The sequence below is a fragment of the Paenibacillus sp. FSL H7-0716 genome (genome assembly GCF_038002705.1).
Lineage (GTDB): Bacteria > Bacillota > Bacilli > Paenibacillales > Paenibacillaceae > Paenibacillus_AQ > Paenibacillus_AQ odorifer.
Genome location: NZ_JBBODA010000001.1, coordinates 160,768 through 177,069 on the forward strand (window position 1 = coordinate 160,768; position 16,302 = coordinate 177,069).

Genomic DNA, 16,302 nt, shown 5'->3' on the forward strand with positions numbered 1-16,302 from the left:
TTGTGCTTAAAAACAATTATAGAAAAGAGGAAAGCAAATGAGTTTACTTGAGGTTTCTAATTTATCACATGCTTTTGGAGATAAAGTGCTGTATAAACAGGTTGCTTTAGAAGTCTACAAAGGGGAGCATGTAGGTGTAGTGGGTCAGAATGGAACAGGGAAAAGCACATTGATTGGTATTCTGACGGGCGAGGTGATTCCTGATGGTGGAACGATTAAATGGCAGCCCAATATCAAAATAGGTCATCTTGATCAATACGCGGTTATTGATGGGTCAAGTACCGTTCAAAGTTATTTAAGGAGAGCGTTCACTGAATTATACGAAATGGAAGAAAAGATGAATGCACTTTATGCGGAATGTGCTGTTACTGGCAATGAAGTGCTTTTGCAGAAGGCAGCAGACCTTCAGGAACGACTTGAGGCGCTCGACTATTATTCTATCGAGAGCAATATCAGTAAAGTGGTTACGGGGCTAGGATTAAATGCAATGGGGATGGACCGTCCTATTGATCAGCTTAGTGGGGGGCAGCGAACCAAAGTTATATTGGCAAAGCTGTTGCTTGAACAACCTGATGTGTTATTGCTCGACGAGCCCACCAATTATCTCGACACCACGCATATTAACTGGCTTGCTGAATATCTGATAGCGTTCGATCAAGCCTTCATTGTGGTCTCTCATAACTATACTTTTCTCGATAAAATATCAACAAGCATTTGCGATATTGAAGGGGAAACGATTAAAAAATATCATGGCAAATATGCTGATTTTTTGAGACAGAAGGAGCATTTTCGCGAGAGCCATATCCGGCAGTACCATGCACAACAGAAAAAAATTGAAGCCACTGAGCAATATATCCGGAAAAATGGTGCTGGTGTTAATTCTAGAATTGCCCGTGGCCGTCAGAAGCAGCTGGATCGTATGGAGAGAATCGCTGCACCGACGTTTGTCACAAAAGCATCTATCCGTTTTCAAGAGCTTCCTGTTAATGCACAAGTTGCGCTTAGAGTAGACCATCTTGTGGTTGGTTACGATAAGCCGCTGCTGCCAAAATTAACATTTTCGATACGAGGAGGACAAAAGATAGTCATAACAGGCTTTAACGGCATCGGAAAATCAACATTGCTGAAAACATTAGTTGGCCAAATCCCCTGTGTTGCCGGAGCGTTCCGCTTTGCCGAACAAGTCTCTATTGGTTACTACGAGCAAAATTTAATTTGGGAAAACGATAACATGACACCTATAGAAATCGTCTCATCGTTTTATCCAAAATTGACTATTAAGGAAATACGTCGTCATCTAGCATTATGTGTTGTAAAAGATAGTCACGTTACACAGCCTATCCGTACACTCAGCGGTGGCGAACAATCCAAAGTTAAGCTGTGTCTTTTATTGCTTACAGCATGTAATTTCATAATCTTAGATGAACCCACCAATCACTTAGATGCCGAAACAAAAGATGCTTTACAGAATGCTTTAATCCAATTTAAAGGTACAGTGATTCTAGTTTCTCATGAGGAGCAATTTTATCAAGGGTGGGTGGATCGTGTAATCAATATTGTGGATGAAAATAGAAATAAAGAACTAAAGTATAGCCATAGATAAGATTAACTAGTAACATGAAGTTGTTCCAAATTAATACAATATTCTTCGAAAGGTTTCCTGGTTTAGGTGAATATTAAGGAGGGCTCCAATCAGACATGTACATTAATAAATCTTCGTTAGCTCAGTTTGCTCAGGGCAATAAGACCTCAGATGTGACCATGGATAGATATCTTACACAATATTTAGATCTTTACGATAAGGTAGAACCACACGTGCGTGCTTTTGTGCCAGAGGAGAACCGAGCAGATAGAATAAAAAATGAAGTGTCTAGGGTAAGAGAGAAGTATTCGGAATTTCCTAACCCATCGCTATATGGAATACCTGTTGGAATCAAAGATTTAATTCACTTAGACGGGTTGCCTACCTGTGCAGGGTCGAACCTCCCCCCACAAGCTTTGACGAAGTCTGAGGGCAGTTTTATTCAAAAGCTTCGGCAAAAAGGGGTTTGGTTCACCGGCAAAACAGTGACGGAGGAATTTGCTTATGCCGGACCTATCACGACCCGTAATCCTCATCAGCTGGATCATACGCCTGGCGGCTCTAGTGCAGGCTCTGCTGCTGCGGTTGCCGCGGGCATCTGTCCATTTGCGATAGGTACACAAACCTTGCGTTCTGTTATGGCACCTGCTTCATTTTGCGGAGTGGTCGGCTTTAAACCTAGTTATGCGCGTATCCCTATAGATGGTGTCCGATTGCTGTCGCCATCTTTTGATACGTTTGGATTTTTCACTCAGGATATGGAGGGTATGGACTTTCTCGCCGCGGAGCTAGTAACAGAATGGAAACCATTTAATGAAGCTCGTAAACCTGTACTAGGGATACCCGAAGGTGTATACATGACATTATTGGAGGATGACACCAAGATAACCTTTCAGAAGCAGCTTAAGAAGCTTGAGGAAGCAGGGTTCAGCATAAAAACAGTTGCAATGCCGTGGGAAGATAGCTTTATCTACGGAGAAGCTATGGTGCGGTTTGTTCACGGAGAAATGGCGCAAGTCCATCATTCACTATTTGATATTTATAAAGATCTTTATGATGATACCGTACGGCAGGCTATTTTATCTGGACGAACCATCACTGAGGAAGAACTGGAAGGATACCGTAGCGGACAAATCAAGCTCAGAAATGATCTATTAGATGTGCAGAAGTCACAGGGGATTGATCTGTGGGTTTCGCCGGCTCAGGCAGGAACAGCTCCGCTGTGGGGAACACGAACCGGATGGACCGGAATGACGGCCATTTGGTCATATGCTGGAGCGCCTGCGGTGAGTATTCCAGCTGCCTCTATAAATAACATGCCTTTAGGTTTTCAATGTATCGGGGCATATGGTAGAGATGAAGAGTTAATTTATTGGAGTAAAGTGGTTTCTTTAGCGCTTCAATGATTCTATGGCTTTAGAACTAGAAGGTGTTAAGTTGAACAATCAAGGTTGAAGAAGTAACTAGATATATGGACATTGAGCCCTGCAAAGATCTCGTAGAAGCTGAAGAAATCATTCAGTATCATTTGGAAGATTTGGGTTGTAGATGGGGGATGTTTGAAAATGCGAAAAATGAGTTTGTCGGCACGCGATTAGAGTTTGAGCGGGATGCTGAACTTCGTGATCAATTGTTGTATTTTGTTCTAAAACGCAATCGGTAGATTACACAGTAGGTCTTCGTTTTATTTGAAGATCTACTTTTTTTTGTATAAAGTGAGAGTTTTTTAAATAGGGACCGTCTATATAGTATCGTGCTTCAAGGAGGCTTCAAGGTGAAGGGACATGTACCGAAAGTTGAAAAAGAGGATGAGAGGCTATGGATCCAAAATGTTCTCGATGGACATAAAGAAGACTATTCGTATCTTGTAAATCGATATAAGAATAAAATTTATGGGCTTTTGCGAGGAATGGGAGCCAATCATCAAGATGCACAAGACATAACGCAGGAGACGTTTATTAAAGCTTACCACAAGCTGGCCTCACATGATTTGGATAAGAATTTTGCGGCGTGGCTATATGCTATCGCGACTAATTTACTGAAGGATTTGTGGAAAAAAGACCGACCGACAGCGAGTTTGCCGGACGACAATGCCGAACATTCTCTTTCGGATAATCCAGAAGAAGAATTAATGCGATCGGAGCATCGCACAGAGCTGCTTCACCTGATGCAGAAGCTCCCGTCTAATTATCGTACGGCTTTATTGCTTCGTTATACCAATGATTTAAGCTATGAAGAAATGTGTATGGTTCTAGATGTTCCATTAAGCAAGATTCAAAATGATTTATACCGGGCTAAACAGCGTTTGAAGCAGCTAATTACACTCCAGGAGGTGAAGACCGATGAGGTGCTTAAATTCCTATGAGATCGAAGAATATATTTTAAGCAAATCTATCTTACGAGATCAAGCCGTAGCTGAACATATGGCAACTTGTACGCAATGTAATATGATCTACGAAGCAGAGCTTGAAGAACAAGCAGAATGGTCGCAGACTATGTATGAAGAGCGCTTACCAGATTCATTTACTGCTCAAGTAATGGCTTCTTTGGAACAAGTAGAGCTAGAGGAATTTACTCCAACACAAATGAATCGCAAGCATCCGAAGCGCAATAAGTTGCTGAGATTATTTATGGGTGCGGCGTTGTTACTGGTTGTGCTAAGTGCCGTGATCTTATATTCCGTTCCTACACTGGCAGAGACTTTACGTTCTCTTTTTGTAAAAAACAACATGGACATTGGCCTTCTACGAGCACAAGAATTTGGGTTAGTAGAACATCCTAATATTAAGGTGAAGAATAAGGGCTACACTATCAAAATAGATGAAGCGGTGGCAGATCCTACACGGGTAATTGTTGCGTTACAGTTGTTTGGACCGGATGGAAAGCATGATAAAAAACGCTTGGTCCTTAATGATGGGAACAGTATTGCGATTAAGGATGATCAAGGGAAGGTTGTTGGGGAGTTATACGATATAGGATTTACCAGTGACTTTTACTATTTGATCGCTAATTTCACAGAACCTCTGCAAACTGATCGAATTACGGTCGAAGGTCATATTACTGAATTGGGAAGTGAACGCAAGAATATCCCTACTCTTAAAGGCGATTGGAATTTCAATTTTTCGATGGATATGACAGAAGCGAATAAACAAACGACCTCCATGCCACTAACGGGTAGCTACACCTCCCCGGACGGTTTAACTGTGACCTTGAAAAAATTAACTCATATGGTGCAAGGTGTTCGTTTTGAGTTTGATACGCAATTGAGTGAAGAGGCAATGACCCGTTCTCCAGGCGAACTATGGAAGCAACAGGGCTTGAAATTCCATTTCGAGGATATAGCAGGCGAAGAGATTCACAGTGTTAATGCTAGAAAGTTTCCTAATAAGAATAGCGTTATGTCCTACTCTAACCTTCCCGGGGCAACAAAGGGACTTATGCACTGGAGCTATACTTTTAAATATTTACCGCAGGATACGCCTTATACTTTCGTATTGGATGGATATTTCATCCCAGAGAAGGATGGTTCTAGTGTGCAATTTGAGCCTGCCAAGTTGAAAGAACATCCGATTCCCTTTGCATTTGACGGGGATAAACTGATGTTAAATGATTTTACAGTGGAATCGTCTCCCGATAACAATGTATCAGCGAAGGAGGGGGTATTACATTTTAGAGGAAGATTGAGAAATGAGTTTATAAATAGTGAATGGATATTTAAGACACTAGATGGCAAGGAGTACAAACTCACTGGACAAGGAGCTCTTACTACCAAAGGGGCAGGATGGAAAGATGGTTATATTGAATTTATCGAGTCTCAGTCAAATAATCAAAAGAAATATTTCCAATTCCGTGCCGATGGCCTTACACAAATTCCCGAGCAGCTTCAATTAGTGCGCACGATAAACAATCGAATGTATACTAATGTAGACTGGTCCGTTCCTATCATGGAAGCTAGCAAAAAAGAGTAAATATAGTTATTTGGTTTCCGGATTGTACAAGCAAATAAGGGGGAATAAGCATCTCATATACTATCACAATCGAAAAGAGGTGGTAGTTTATGACTGCTGCAGAGAAGAGAAAAATTCAAAGAGCTTTGAATGCATTGCGTAAGCAAAGAGTGATTCTGAAAGAAAGTCTTAAAAGAATTGAAGCCATTCTTTGCAGGTTGCCTATTGGCAGTCGTGAAAGATTTGAATTGTTAGCAGTAAGAGACTCAATAGTAGAAGCGCTTCGACTAAATGCAATTGCCATTAGAAATTTGAAAGATGCTACTTGTTCTTGTTAATTACCCTTATACCAGTTCTACGCAGTTTTTGCGTGGAGCTGGTTTTTTTGAAATAATAAGATTCACACTATCCGTTATGATACTATAAACTTAATATGTCGATAACGTAAAAAAGAGAGGAAACCATTTATGACCAACAAACTATACTACAATTCTACATACCTGACTGATTGGCAAACCCGTGTGACTGAAACCATAGAACGAGAAGATGGTCTTTATGTTCTTTTAGAGGAGACGGCTTTTTATCCGCATGGTGGTGGACAACCCTGTGATCTTGGAGCTATTCAGGGAATCCCTGTGCTTGATGTAATCAGTGAGGAAGAGCTTGTACTGCATAAGCTGGAACGTTTGCCTAATGGGGAATCGGTAACTTGCCAGCTCGATTGGAATAGAAGATTTGACCATATGCAGCAGCATAGTGGCCAGCATTTGCTCTCAGCGGTTTGTCTAGAAAAACATAACTTTATGACCTTAAGCTTTCATCTAGGTGAGGACTATTGCACTGTTGATATAGAAGTGCCAGAACTGTCTGCTGATCAACTGTACTCCATAGAGAGAGAAGTTAATCGGGAGATTTACTTAAATCACAATATTCTCAGCTATTTCGTAACAGGGGAAGAGGCTTCACAGCTTAAATTGGTTAAACAGCCAAAAGTGACAGAGAATATCCGGATTGTTGAGATCAAGGATGTTGAATACAACGCTTGTGGGGGGACACATGTGTCCTCAACGGGTGAAATTGGAATGATTAAGCTTTTGAAAGCTGAGAAAATAAAAGCGAACACGCGGATTTATTTTAAATGTGGATATCGTGCTTTAGAGGAATTTAATACTAGTCAGCAAATCCTTGGTACACTATCTTCCAAATTCAACACAGGCAAAGATGAGATTATTGATCGAATTGAAAAATGGGAAAATGAACAAAAGCTGCTGCAAGCTGAAATTAATCTGCTTAAAGAAAAAAATGATGATTATGTCTTGCAAGAGCTTTTAAATGAGCAAACAGGAAAGATGATCGCACAAGTATTTGAGGATAAATCGCTAAAAGATCTACAGAGCTTAGCTAATAAGCTGACTTCGAAATGTGATCTTCCTGTATTATTAGCTACTTCTGCGGAGAATAAGGTTGTGTTTGCGCAGAATGGGAGCACGGAGATTTCCTGTGGAGCTTTTTTCAAAGCTCATCTAGGCAGCTATAATGGTAAAGGCGGGGGCAGCGATAAACTGGCGCAAGCAGGATTCCCAACTTGGGAGGATGCTTTGGCATTTTATGAGTTTGCTAGAGGCTGAGAAGAAACTTTTTCCATTATCTTCCGTCTAATTATATATGATTATAATGTCGAAGGAGACGGATAGAAATGAATAAATGGAAGGTAACACTAGGGATCTTTGCCGTTTTGATTTTAAGTACTGGATATGGACCGGTATCTGCGCAAGCAGACAAGCAAATTCAATTTAACTATAAAGAAATTGGAATCAGCAGTAAACAAGTCATCGCGGAGAATACAACTTTTGTACCCTTGAAATCACTTGCAGATGCTATGGGTTATACGTTATCGTGGGATCAAAAGTCCAAAATGGCCAAGCTGGTACGTCCAGAGCGTGAAGTCATCTTCACCGCGGGTGCTGCAACGTCTAAAGTGAACGGGTCAGCGATGGCATTAACAAAATCTCCACGTATCATAAAAGGTTCGTTGTACATGCCCTTGGTCTCTGCAGTCAGTGTACTTGGGGGTAAAACCGCGCTTAATAAAACGGATGGGGTTATCCAAATCGTAGATGAACCTAGATTTGTTGCTGCTTCTGTAGAAGGTAGATCCTATTGGATATCTCAAAAAAACGCAAATTTATATTACCGGGCTACGGCAGCTGGGAAACCAGTAATTATTGGCCAACTACCCCTTAAGGAGTCAGCTTACAATCATGGATTTGAGATTAAAAAACTTGGAAATGGCACGGACTTACTCCAGTTAACGGACAATCACTATGCAATGTTTAATGATTTCAGCAACAGCTATCAGGTACTAGTTCAAGCAGGTACAATAATTAAGCAAATGGATTATCATTATATGATCTCTGCTTATCCTCATGCGCCTCAAGTGCCCTCCACTCAGGTGTATATGACCGATGGGAAGAACGTTCAGTATATTACTAAGGATGGCGGTTTGGGCAAGCTGTTTGAGATGGAGAAATTAACCGGGGCAACCGGTGATTTCATAGTGGAGTACGCCGCGGAGGATGTGGCACTCGTTCGCTTATTAGATACAACTCAATTATATATTGTCTACAGCAGTACAGGAGAAATCGTCAATCTCAGTGAACAACTGATTACTAGTGAGGATCGTAAAGAATGGGATAAAGTAAATGATGGCAGAGATCAATACATTCTGAGCAGAATGTTAGGGATGAAAAGCCGTAAGGGGAATGTACTGACATTCACCTATACGCCAATCCTTGAAGAAAAAGCAAAAACAGTGACATATACACTTCAAGCGAAATAATTCGGAATCACATCAATATAATTAGTACAAAAAAAGAGCGATGTTGAACATCGCTCTTTTTTATGTATATATGATTATTTCGTTGTCATCATACTTCCACCCTTAATCTGAACGGGTTGATCATTTATAGATACCCAAACATCTATGGCAGAATTGTTGCGGATAATCGTTTTGTCGGCACTTAATTTCAGTGAATAGAGGGCAGTGACATAATCATAAATCTCAATATTAGTTGCGTACCAAATATCTGAATGTCCACCTGCTTGTTGGCAAAAGGTTTCGATTAGCTCCCAATTGTTCTGCTGTGCGAACTCATAGCTATGGCCCCAAACATAACAGAGTCTTAGTTTCTGGGAGGGTCCTTCCATTGTGAATCGCTCCCAAACCTGATGCAGATCTTCAATATGGTGGCAGGTTGGATGCCATTCCATGAAATTAAGTGGCATAAAAAATTGTTTGGTAGAGTGAACAGTGCGGCTGTATTCAATTCCAACGGACTGAAGTGGTGCAATTATCTCCTGTGAGTATGTACCGTAGGGATAGGACATGCCTCGCACTGGATAATCCACCAGCTTTTCCAGTCGTTTACGGTCTTCGAACAGCTCTTCAATTACCATCGGTAAAGGAAGACGCTCTAGATGTGGGTGAGTAACGGAATGGGCGGACACTTCATGATTCCTGAGCGAATGCTTAACATCAGCGGGCGATAAGAACCCAGGTGCATTGATCATTGCACTATTTAAATGGAAGGTCCCTTTGATTCCATATTGATCAAAAATACCAGCCAAGCGGATATCGTGTTTCTGGCCGTCATCATAGCTCATAGTGAGCGCCTTAGATAATCCGCCTGGGAATAAGTTGAATTGAAGTTTCATGAATTCACACTCCTATAATTTGGTAATCTCGAAATTACTTCTTCCAATTATAAACAATTAACGTTATAATCAGATTCCACGTCTAAAAATGAAAGAGTTTTCAGTGAAAAATATACACTTAAGGAGAGATGCTATCTGCCTGACTTTCTCTACGTTGTAAAACTACTCTATGTAAAAGACAAAAGAAACTCACTTTTATATTTTATCACTAACCTGCTGAGCCCACCAATTCTATTTGCAGAGCTATTCATAACAAAATATGTGGTTGACCTCATTCAGAACTTCACGACTAACGCCTACCTACATATCTTACTATTGGTAAGTTCACTGATGTTAATTTTATATCTGGCTGGCATCAATGGTTCTCTTCGAGCCATTTCTGTAACCAATTTAACGGCAACCAGTATTTATGAACTGGAACATAGTATTTTGGCTAAGACCTCTAAATTATCGACGGCTTCCTTGGAAGACCCTGCAACAAAAACGATTAGAGAAAAAGCAAAACGGCTTTCCCTGATCGATTTATTAGATCAATGGACCGGAGTGACAATCCACTTTATAACATTAATCGCACTAATCGTAGTCCTATCCTGTTATGGCTTTTATATCTTGGCAGTGTTCATTTTAGTTGTACAAATTCTGCAGCTTTACCTCATTAGATGGATGTCTCGGAAAGTAGAGGCCATTTCAGCGAATCAAACCTCCTCTGTACGAATGATTAATTATATCGTTGATTTGCTGGTTAGTAGAAATACCCTCCCGGAAGTAAGAATGTACGGAATGTCCTCCTACTTGGTTACCACAATGAAAGAGATCTTCAATGGAAATTTCAAACAAATGCACCGAAAAGTTATTTTATCTGAGACCTTAAGCTTCTCCCAAAGTATAATAATGACTTTATTAAACGGGCTTACGATTGCTATTTTAGCAATTACGCTTGGAGGTAGCGGGCAGAGCGCCGGACTTTTCGTATTATTACTTCAGATATCTAGTCAATTATTTATTGTCATTCCTGCACTAACAAGGATGTATTCTGATCTGACCAAAAGTCGCTTGCGCTTCAATGAGTATAGTGCGTATTTGGAACTTGAAGAGCAAGTTCAAAGAGATCCGGAAGATTCCATAAGGAATACCGATGCGATGCAGATCACAATTCAGCAGTTGAATTATCGTTATGCAACCAATGCACAGGACACGCTTAAAAATATAAACATGACCCTCAAACGTGGTGAACGAGTTGCTTTTGTAGGTGAGAATGGTTCAGGAAAATCCACGCTCATCAAGCTAATAGCAGGGTTATATCATCCAACAGCGGGAAACATCCAGTGGTTTAATGGAGAGCAGGAAGTTCTGGCTCATAACGTCACAAAGGGTGTGAGAGTTGTATTTCAGGATTTCACTAAATTACATAGACCAATTCGAGAAAACATAGCCATGGGGAATATTGCTGCCATGTATGACGATTCAAGATTATTAGCTGCGATGAGAAAAGCAGAAGCCGATTCCTATGGTGTTGCGTTGGACACTTTAGTAGGTCCACAGTTTGGGGGGATCGATCTGTCTGGTGGACAATGGCAAAGACTTGCGATTGCACGTGCTTACCTCAACAACGGCTCGCTTACGATTTTTGATGAACCTACTGCAGCCCTCGATCCTTACGCGGAACAGCAGGCGTTTGAAACCTTTATGAAATTAGCAGAGCAGCAGACCTCCATTATTGTGACACATCGGCTATATATGTCCAAATTCGTTGATAGAATTTTTCTGTTTGAGCGTGGAGAAATCGTTGAAAGTGGAACACATGAAGAATTAATGAAGTTGGATGGTAAGTACAGGGGAATGTTTAACCGCCAGTCCTCTTTATATGGCTGAGAAAGGAGAGATTCTGCTGAGAAGAGACCTTAAGAATATTTTAACGATACTGGCACGGATGATTGGAAAAAGTCCCGTAATCTCAACAATAACGATCATAGTTCCTATAATCAATGGATTATTAACTTTTTACTCGTATTCTGTTCAAGTTCATATCATTAATGCAGTAGCTGCTGGTGCGATAACCTTTCTTCCGATTCTATGGTTTGTTTTAATTCATGGAGTACAAGCCTGTTCATTGAGTATAACCAACATAATGAAAAGTCGAATGAACGCGGAACTAACTCTCGCTTTCCAATCCGAGCTGATAGATATTGCAAACCAAGTTGACTTTGAGGATTTTGATGATGAAGAGTTTGGGAACAAGCTGCAAAGAGCTAAAACAATAGTTGGAGAAGATTTAGAGGGAATTACTGGTTTTTTGGTTTCCAGTGTAGGGAATATCTCAGGACTTATAAGTATCATCTGGTTATCGGCTACAAGTGGATTTTTTTTAGTCACACTGGTGGTGGGTTTAATGATCGTATCTACTTTATCTTTTCGAATGTTTACTGAGATTAAAGTTAGAAGAACAGGGCGAGAGCTTACTTTTGACGGAAGAATGGGGGATTATCTAGCTGTAACTTTGGAAGATCCTAATGCGATTAGGGAAATGCGAATCTATAACTCTATCTCCTATTTTACGGATCTCTGGGCAAAGCTTATGAAGAAGCAGCATGATAAAAGGTATAGTGCGAGGAAATTCGAAATCAAAACAGGGATGATTGTGGCTATGGTTCAGACGAGTGCTATTTTTATCGTATTGGTCTATCTGTTAAGTAAAATGGGGGAGTCAAATACAGTTACTGTGGGGACAATCTCAGTATTATTTCTGGCATTGTTAACTTGTGGTGGTAAAATCATGAGTTTGACCTGGCCGCTAAGCAAGCTTTACATCAGCAGCAGTAAATTATATGACTTAAATGAAGTGCTTACCTATAAAAATAGAGATTTCCGAAAAAATAATATCAATAACAGCTCTGAAGCTATGCTTCCTATTACCGTTTCAAATGTTTATTTTAAATACGCCAAATCCAGTAAGTATGTTTTATCTAACATCAATATGGTCATAAAGCCCGGTAAGAAAATAGCCATCGTTGGAGAAAATGGAGCAGGAAAGTCTACCTTGATCAAATTGTTATTAGGGCAGTACACTGCTAGTTCTGGATCTATATACTGGAAAGACAGTCCAGAACCTCAAGGTAAAGTATCCGTCGTGTACCAGCATTCTATTAAATTCGAAATGACACTAAGAGAAAACATCCTGTTGGGTGATGCCAAATCTTCGCCTGACGATGTGAAAATACTAAGTATTCTAGAAAAATGTGAGCTGATAGATTTGTTTTACGAATTAGGAGGACTAGATGTAAGGTTAGGTCAAATGCTTGAAGGAAGCAGGCAGCTCTCAGGCGGACAGTGGCAAAAGCTGGCGATAGCGCGTGCATTATATAATGATGCGGATCTTATAGTGTTTGACGAACCTACTTCTGCGATTGATCCGAATGCTGAGATGCAGATCTATACACAATTATTAGATATCTGCCAAGATAAAGCTGCGATCTTCATTTCACATAGACTGGGCTGGGCGAAAAATGTGGATACGATCTATGTTATTGATAATGGAAGTATAGCTGAAGTGGGGCAGCATCAAGACTTAATAAATAATAAAGGGATTTATGCAGATATGTACGCTTTACAATCATCTTGGTATAACTAAAAATGCATAGCATAGTAGTTTCCGGCTAACGTTATTGAAGCTGATAAGGAACCTGCTAAGACTCGAAAAGGGCTTCGCTGGAGAGACGTAATCGAGCCGAAAGCCTTGCCGATTTCACTTGTCGGATTTACACTTGCTTTTTCCTATAGCTCCTTGTCTGGATTTATAGCTTCTTTTACGAAAGAAATTCATCAATCACAGCTTACTGGTTATTTTTTTGTGGCTTTTGCAATTATGATTGTATTGTTTCGCCCGGTTATAGGTAAAGTATTCGATAAATATAATGAGCATATTCTCATCTATCCCGGAATTCTAATCTTCGCCGTTGGATTGCTTAGTTTAAGTCAAGCTCGGTCTGGTTTGATGTTAATGATGTCTGGTGTCATTATGGGAATTGGATATGGTGCACTTATGCCATGTTTCCAGACTCTTGCGCTTAAATTAGCGGCTAAAGATCGTAGAGGTAGTGCGAATGGGACCTTTTTCTTGTTATTTGATTTGGGTTATGGAGCGGGCTCCTATTTCATGGGTTTAATTGCTTCTTATACGGATTACCGAATGATGTATGAGGTTGCAGGGGGAGTAACACTTCTTTCTCTTGCTGCGTACTATTTGCTTCATCATGTACCTCAGGCCAAGGCTAAGCTGCACATACAAAAATCAAATATAGACGTTGTATAAATAGATGGTCTTGGCTGTATGATATAATGATTAGAAAAAAATATGGGGAGAACTGTATGACTACAATCATTGATAAAGTTGCATGGATTCATATTCAGAATGGACAAGTTTTGTGTGCGCGTTCCAAAGGGAAAGATACCTATTATTTGCCTGGAGGAAAAAGAGAAGCTGGAGAAACAGACGAGGAGACGCTCGCGCGCGAAATCGAGGAAGAGATCTCTGTTCGTATTAAAACAGAAACCATCTCCTATTTTGGAACCTTTGAAGCGGAAGCTCACGGTAAAGCTGAAGGCGTCATAGTTAAAATGACATGTTATATCGCCGATTTTGAAGGTACACTTAGTCCTGCGTCGGAAATTGAAGAGTTATCCTGGTTATCTTATAAGGATCGAAATCGTGTTTCAGTCGTTACACAGATCATTTTTGATCAATTGCATGAGCATAAATTACTTTCCTAATCTACAATTTAAAGTTCTGAAAGCCCGTTTTAAGCCTAAGAGATGGCTTGAGGCGGTCTTTTTTTTGAAAATATACCAAAGGCTTATAGGGGCAACAACATCGTTTATTTTGGTTTAGGACAGATGTCCTTTTTTAAAGGCCTGAATTGCTTTTTAATATGTAAGAGATCGAAGTTGAGGAGAGAGAGAAATGAGAGGAATTATATTTGCGTTTTTAGCGGGGGCTTGTATCACTCTGCAAGGAGTATCTAATGCTCGAATTAGTCAAGATATTGGGACTTGGCAAGCTGCGACAATTACACAGTTAACAGGATTTATCATGTCTTTACTAATCCTCTTATTTGTTAGAGATGGAAAATGGCAAGGATTAAAAGAAGTAAAACCATTATATCTATTTGGCGGATCTTTTGCCGCAGTCGTTATTTTTAGTGAAGTCACTGCCATTCAACAGATTGGCGTTACTTTTACTATATCGACATTGCTCATTGCACAGCTATGCTTGACCTTTTTAATTGATATTAAAGGCTGGTTTGGGATGGAAAAACGACAAATGAGACTCCCACAGTTTATTGGAATAGGGTTGATGATTGCTGGAGTAGTGATTTTGAAATTCTGAGAATACAATCAACAACTGGAGGAGTTACGTTATGATTTTAGGGTTAATATTAGCGCTTGTCGCGGGTTCATTCGTTAGTTTACAAAATATTTTCAATACGAAGGTTAATCAAAAGGTGGGATCTTGGGCCACAACGACGTTAGTATTAGGGTTGGGTTTTCTGGCTTCCTTTATTATGAGTCTTATCTTTGAAGGCGGCCGGATATTTACTTTGCGAAATATGGAGCCTTGGTACTGGATCAGCGGATTGATCGGGGTGGGTGTAGTAATCTGTCTCGTGCAAGGCACCAAACGTCTTGGGCCAACCTATGCGATCTCGATCGTATTAATCTCTCAGCTTGGGTTTGCTTTATTGTGGGATTCCCTAGGCTGGTTAGGGCTTGAAAAGGTTCCTTTCACCTGGAAGCAGTTGGTCGGAGTACTCGTGATTGTTGGTGGTATTCTAGTGTTTAAGCTAGGTGGTGCCCGTGAGACTCAAAAGTCGGCTTAATTTATTCTCAGACTCATGTTTGTCAAAATAGAAGTGATGGCAGTCACACGAGGGTGAAAGCAAATCAATCTATACTTTGTGAAAGTAGAAATTCAATTATAAATAAGGAGCAAATCGTCCAATGTTCATACAATTGAACTCTCTAACTACAGAAAAGTTGAATGAAAACCTTGGGGAACGACCCGGTTATTTTAAATTATTCTTCGATACAGAGGGCTGTGGTTGTAATGGTGTGATCGTAATTCAGATCATTAGTGAACCCCTTGCTACTGATATTGAAGTTCAGAAAGAGCCTTTTACTTTTTTTGTGGACCGTCAACAGGAATCTTTATTTGATGAACAGATGCGACTTGAAGCAGATGAGAATTACCCTACATTTAAATTAAGTAGTGATGCCAGTCTGTTAGGAAATAATATTCGAGTAAAAGATATTCGCTGAGTAGAGCACTGCTACACTAAAAACCAGAGCATTTGAGATCATCTCTCAATGCGCTGGTTTTTTTAAATTTCGTTCCTATATATGGCACTTGCAATTCGTTTCTTACCCATTGGTTTTTTTCATAAAAGCTATATGGTCTATTTTGCTGTTCACCAGTGTAATTAACTGTTCTGCCATATAGCTCGCCGAATATTTGAAATTGACTTCAGCCCAGTGCATAATTACACCTACTGTAGCAGACATTTGGTAACTCAACATAATTTCATAATCCACAGGAGCAGCATCAGCTTCTATCTCAATTCGCATATCCTCACGCATGGATTCCCGTAAACGGTCGAACAGTTCAACAGTCATTTTCCCTCGTTCCACTGCGGATAAGGCTAAAAACTCCGCTTTATGCCCCTCAATATATTCGAACAGCTGCAGAATGGAAGGGAAGACCTCCGTTGCCTCAATACGTTCCAATCCCTCATAAGGGTCTAATAGCGCCTCACCTATACCCTGTAGAAATTCATCATGTATTTCCTTAAGCAAAGCCTCTTTACTCTCAAAATGCTTATAAAAAGTCCCTCGATTGTAATCCGCTCGATTGGTCACGTCCAATATCGTAACTGAATCATAGCTATTTTCCAATATTAGCTCAACGAATGCAGATTTCAGAGCTTGGCGTGTTCTTCTGGTTCTTCTGTCTTCATGTTCTTCCTGTATCAAAAAAACTACCTCCAGCTATGATCTTTTTATCATTCA

Annotated in this window: 17 protein-coding genes; 15 read left to right on the plus strand and 2 right to left on the minus strand. The window is 40.2% G+C overall.

Annotated elements, in window-relative coordinates; genetic code table 11:
• Nucleotides 1–37 precede the first annotated feature (37 nt).
• The 8 genes from MHH60_RS00835 to MHH60_RS00870 all read left to right on the plus strand — a co-directional run bounded on the left by MHH60_RS00835 (nt 38) and on the right by MHH60_RS00870 (nt 8,368).
• Nucleotides 38–1,603, plus strand: coding sequence for an ABC-F family ATP-binding cassette domain-containing protein (locus tag MHH60_RS00835; RefSeq protein ID WP_076134986.1), 1,566 nt, complete (start codon nt 38–40; stop codon nt 1,601–1,603).
• Between the two features lie 95 nt (nt 1,604–1,698).
• Entirely contained in the window at nt 1,699–2,988 is a 1,290-nt protein-coding gene (locus MHH60_RS00840; protein ID WP_076134985.1) for an amidase family protein, read from the plus strand.
• Nucleotides 2,989–3,053: 65 nt separating this feature from the next.
• Nucleotides 3,054–3,245 (plus strand): hypothetical protein, encoded by a 192-nt coding sequence (locus MHH60_RS00845; protein WP_076134983.1) that lies wholly within the window; start codon nt 3,054–3,056, stop codon nt 3,243–3,245.
• Nucleotides 3,246–3,356: 111 nt separating this feature from the next.
• Complete coding sequence (locus tag MHH60_RS00850; RefSeq protein ID WP_076134982.1) at nt 3,357–3,947, plus strand: RNA polymerase sigma factor; 591 nt, start codon at nt 3,357–3,359, stop codon at nt 3,945–3,947.
• A complete protein-coding gene (locus MHH60_RS00855) occupies nt 3,925–5,550 on the plus strand; it encodes a DUF4179 domain-containing protein (protein WP_076134980.1) in 1,626 nt (541 codons plus the stop codon). Before MHH60_RS00850 ends, MHH60_RS00855 begins: the two co-directional genes overlap by 23 nt.
• A gap of 89 nt (nt 5,551–5,639) precedes the next feature.
• Nucleotides 5,640–5,867, plus strand: coding sequence for a hypothetical protein (locus tag MHH60_RS00860; protein WP_036678084.1), 228 nt, complete (start codon nt 5,640–5,642; stop codon nt 5,865–5,867).
• 129 nt (nt 5,868–5,996) lie between these two features.
• Nucleotides 5,997–7,157: an alanyl-tRNA editing protein gene (locus MHH60_RS00865; protein ID WP_076134979.1), complete on the plus strand. Its 1,161-nt coding sequence runs from the start codon at nt 5,997–5,999 to the stop codon at nt 7,155–7,157.
• Nucleotides 7,158–7,225: 68 nt separating this feature from the next.
• The gene (locus MHH60_RS00870) at nt 7,226–8,368 is read left to right on the plus strand and encodes a copper amine oxidase N-terminal domain-containing protein (RefSeq protein ID WP_076134977.1); all 1,143 of its coding nucleotides are present in this window, start codon (nt 7,226–7,228) and stop codon (nt 8,366–8,368) included.
• A gap of 74 nt (nt 8,369–8,442) precedes the next feature.
• Here MHH60_RS00870 and MHH60_RS00875 read toward each other — a convergent pair whose 3' ends face one another.
• The gene (locus tag MHH60_RS00875) at nt 8,443–9,243 is read right to left on the minus strand and encodes a polysaccharide deacetylase family protein (protein WP_076134975.1); all 801 of its coding nucleotides are present in this window, start codon (nt 9,241–9,243) and stop codon (nt 8,443–8,445) included.
• Nucleotides 9,244–9,573: 330 nt separating this feature from the next.
• Here MHH60_RS00875 and MHH60_RS00880 point away from each other — a divergent pair, with 330 nt between their 5' ends.
• The 7 genes from MHH60_RS00880 to MHH60_RS00910 all read left to right on the plus strand — a co-directional run bounded on the left by MHH60_RS00880 (nt 9,574) and on the right by MHH60_RS00910 (nt 15,555).
• Nucleotides 9,574–11,115, plus strand: coding sequence for an ABC transporter ATP-binding protein (locus MHH60_RS00880; protein ID WP_076134974.1), 1,542 nt, complete (start codon nt 9,574–9,576; stop codon nt 11,113–11,115).
• Nucleotides 11,108–12,871 carry an ATP-binding cassette domain-containing protein gene (locus MHH60_RS00885; RefSeq protein WP_076134972.1) on the plus strand — a complete coding sequence of 588 codons (1,764 nt, stop codon included), beginning with the start codon at nt 11,108–11,110 and terminating at the stop codon, nt 12,869–12,871. Before MHH60_RS00880 ends, MHH60_RS00885 begins: the two co-directional genes overlap by 8 nt.
• 105 nt (nt 12,872–12,976) lie before the next feature.
• Nucleotides 12,977–13,552: an MFS transporter gene (locus tag MHH60_RS00890; RefSeq protein WP_076134971.1), complete on the plus strand. Its 576-nt coding sequence runs from the start codon at nt 12,977–12,979 to the stop codon at nt 13,550–13,552.
• 56 nt (nt 13,553–13,608) lie between these two features.
• A complete protein-coding gene (locus MHH60_RS00895; RefSeq protein WP_076134969.1) occupies nt 13,609–14,010 on the plus strand; it encodes an NUDIX hydrolase in 402 nt (133 codons plus the stop codon).
• Between the two features lie 190 nt (nt 14,011–14,200).
• Nucleotides 14,201–14,626, plus strand: coding sequence for a DMT family transporter (locus MHH60_RS00900; protein ID WP_076134967.1), 426 nt, complete (start codon nt 14,201–14,203; stop codon nt 14,624–14,626).
• A 31-nt stretch (nt 14,627–14,657) separates the two neighbouring features.
• Nucleotides 14,658–15,116, plus strand: a complete 459-nt coding sequence (locus MHH60_RS00905; protein WP_076125820.1) for a DMT family transporter — start codon at nt 14,658–14,660, stop codon at nt 15,114–15,116.
• A 121-nt stretch (nt 15,117–15,237) separates the two neighbouring features.
• Nucleotides 15,238–15,555: an iron-sulfur cluster biosynthesis family protein gene (locus MHH60_RS00910; RefSeq protein ID WP_076134966.1), complete on the plus strand. Its 318-nt coding sequence runs from the start codon at nt 15,238–15,240 to the stop codon at nt 15,553–15,555.
• A gap of 102 nt (nt 15,556–15,657) precedes the next feature.
• Here MHH60_RS00910 and MHH60_RS00915 read toward each other — a convergent pair whose 3' ends face one another.
• Entirely contained in the window at nt 15,658–16,266 is a 609-nt protein-coding gene (locus MHH60_RS00915) for a TetR/AcrR family transcriptional regulator (RefSeq protein WP_076134965.1), read from the minus strand.
• Between the last annotated feature and the right edge of the window lie 36 nt (nt 16,267–16,302).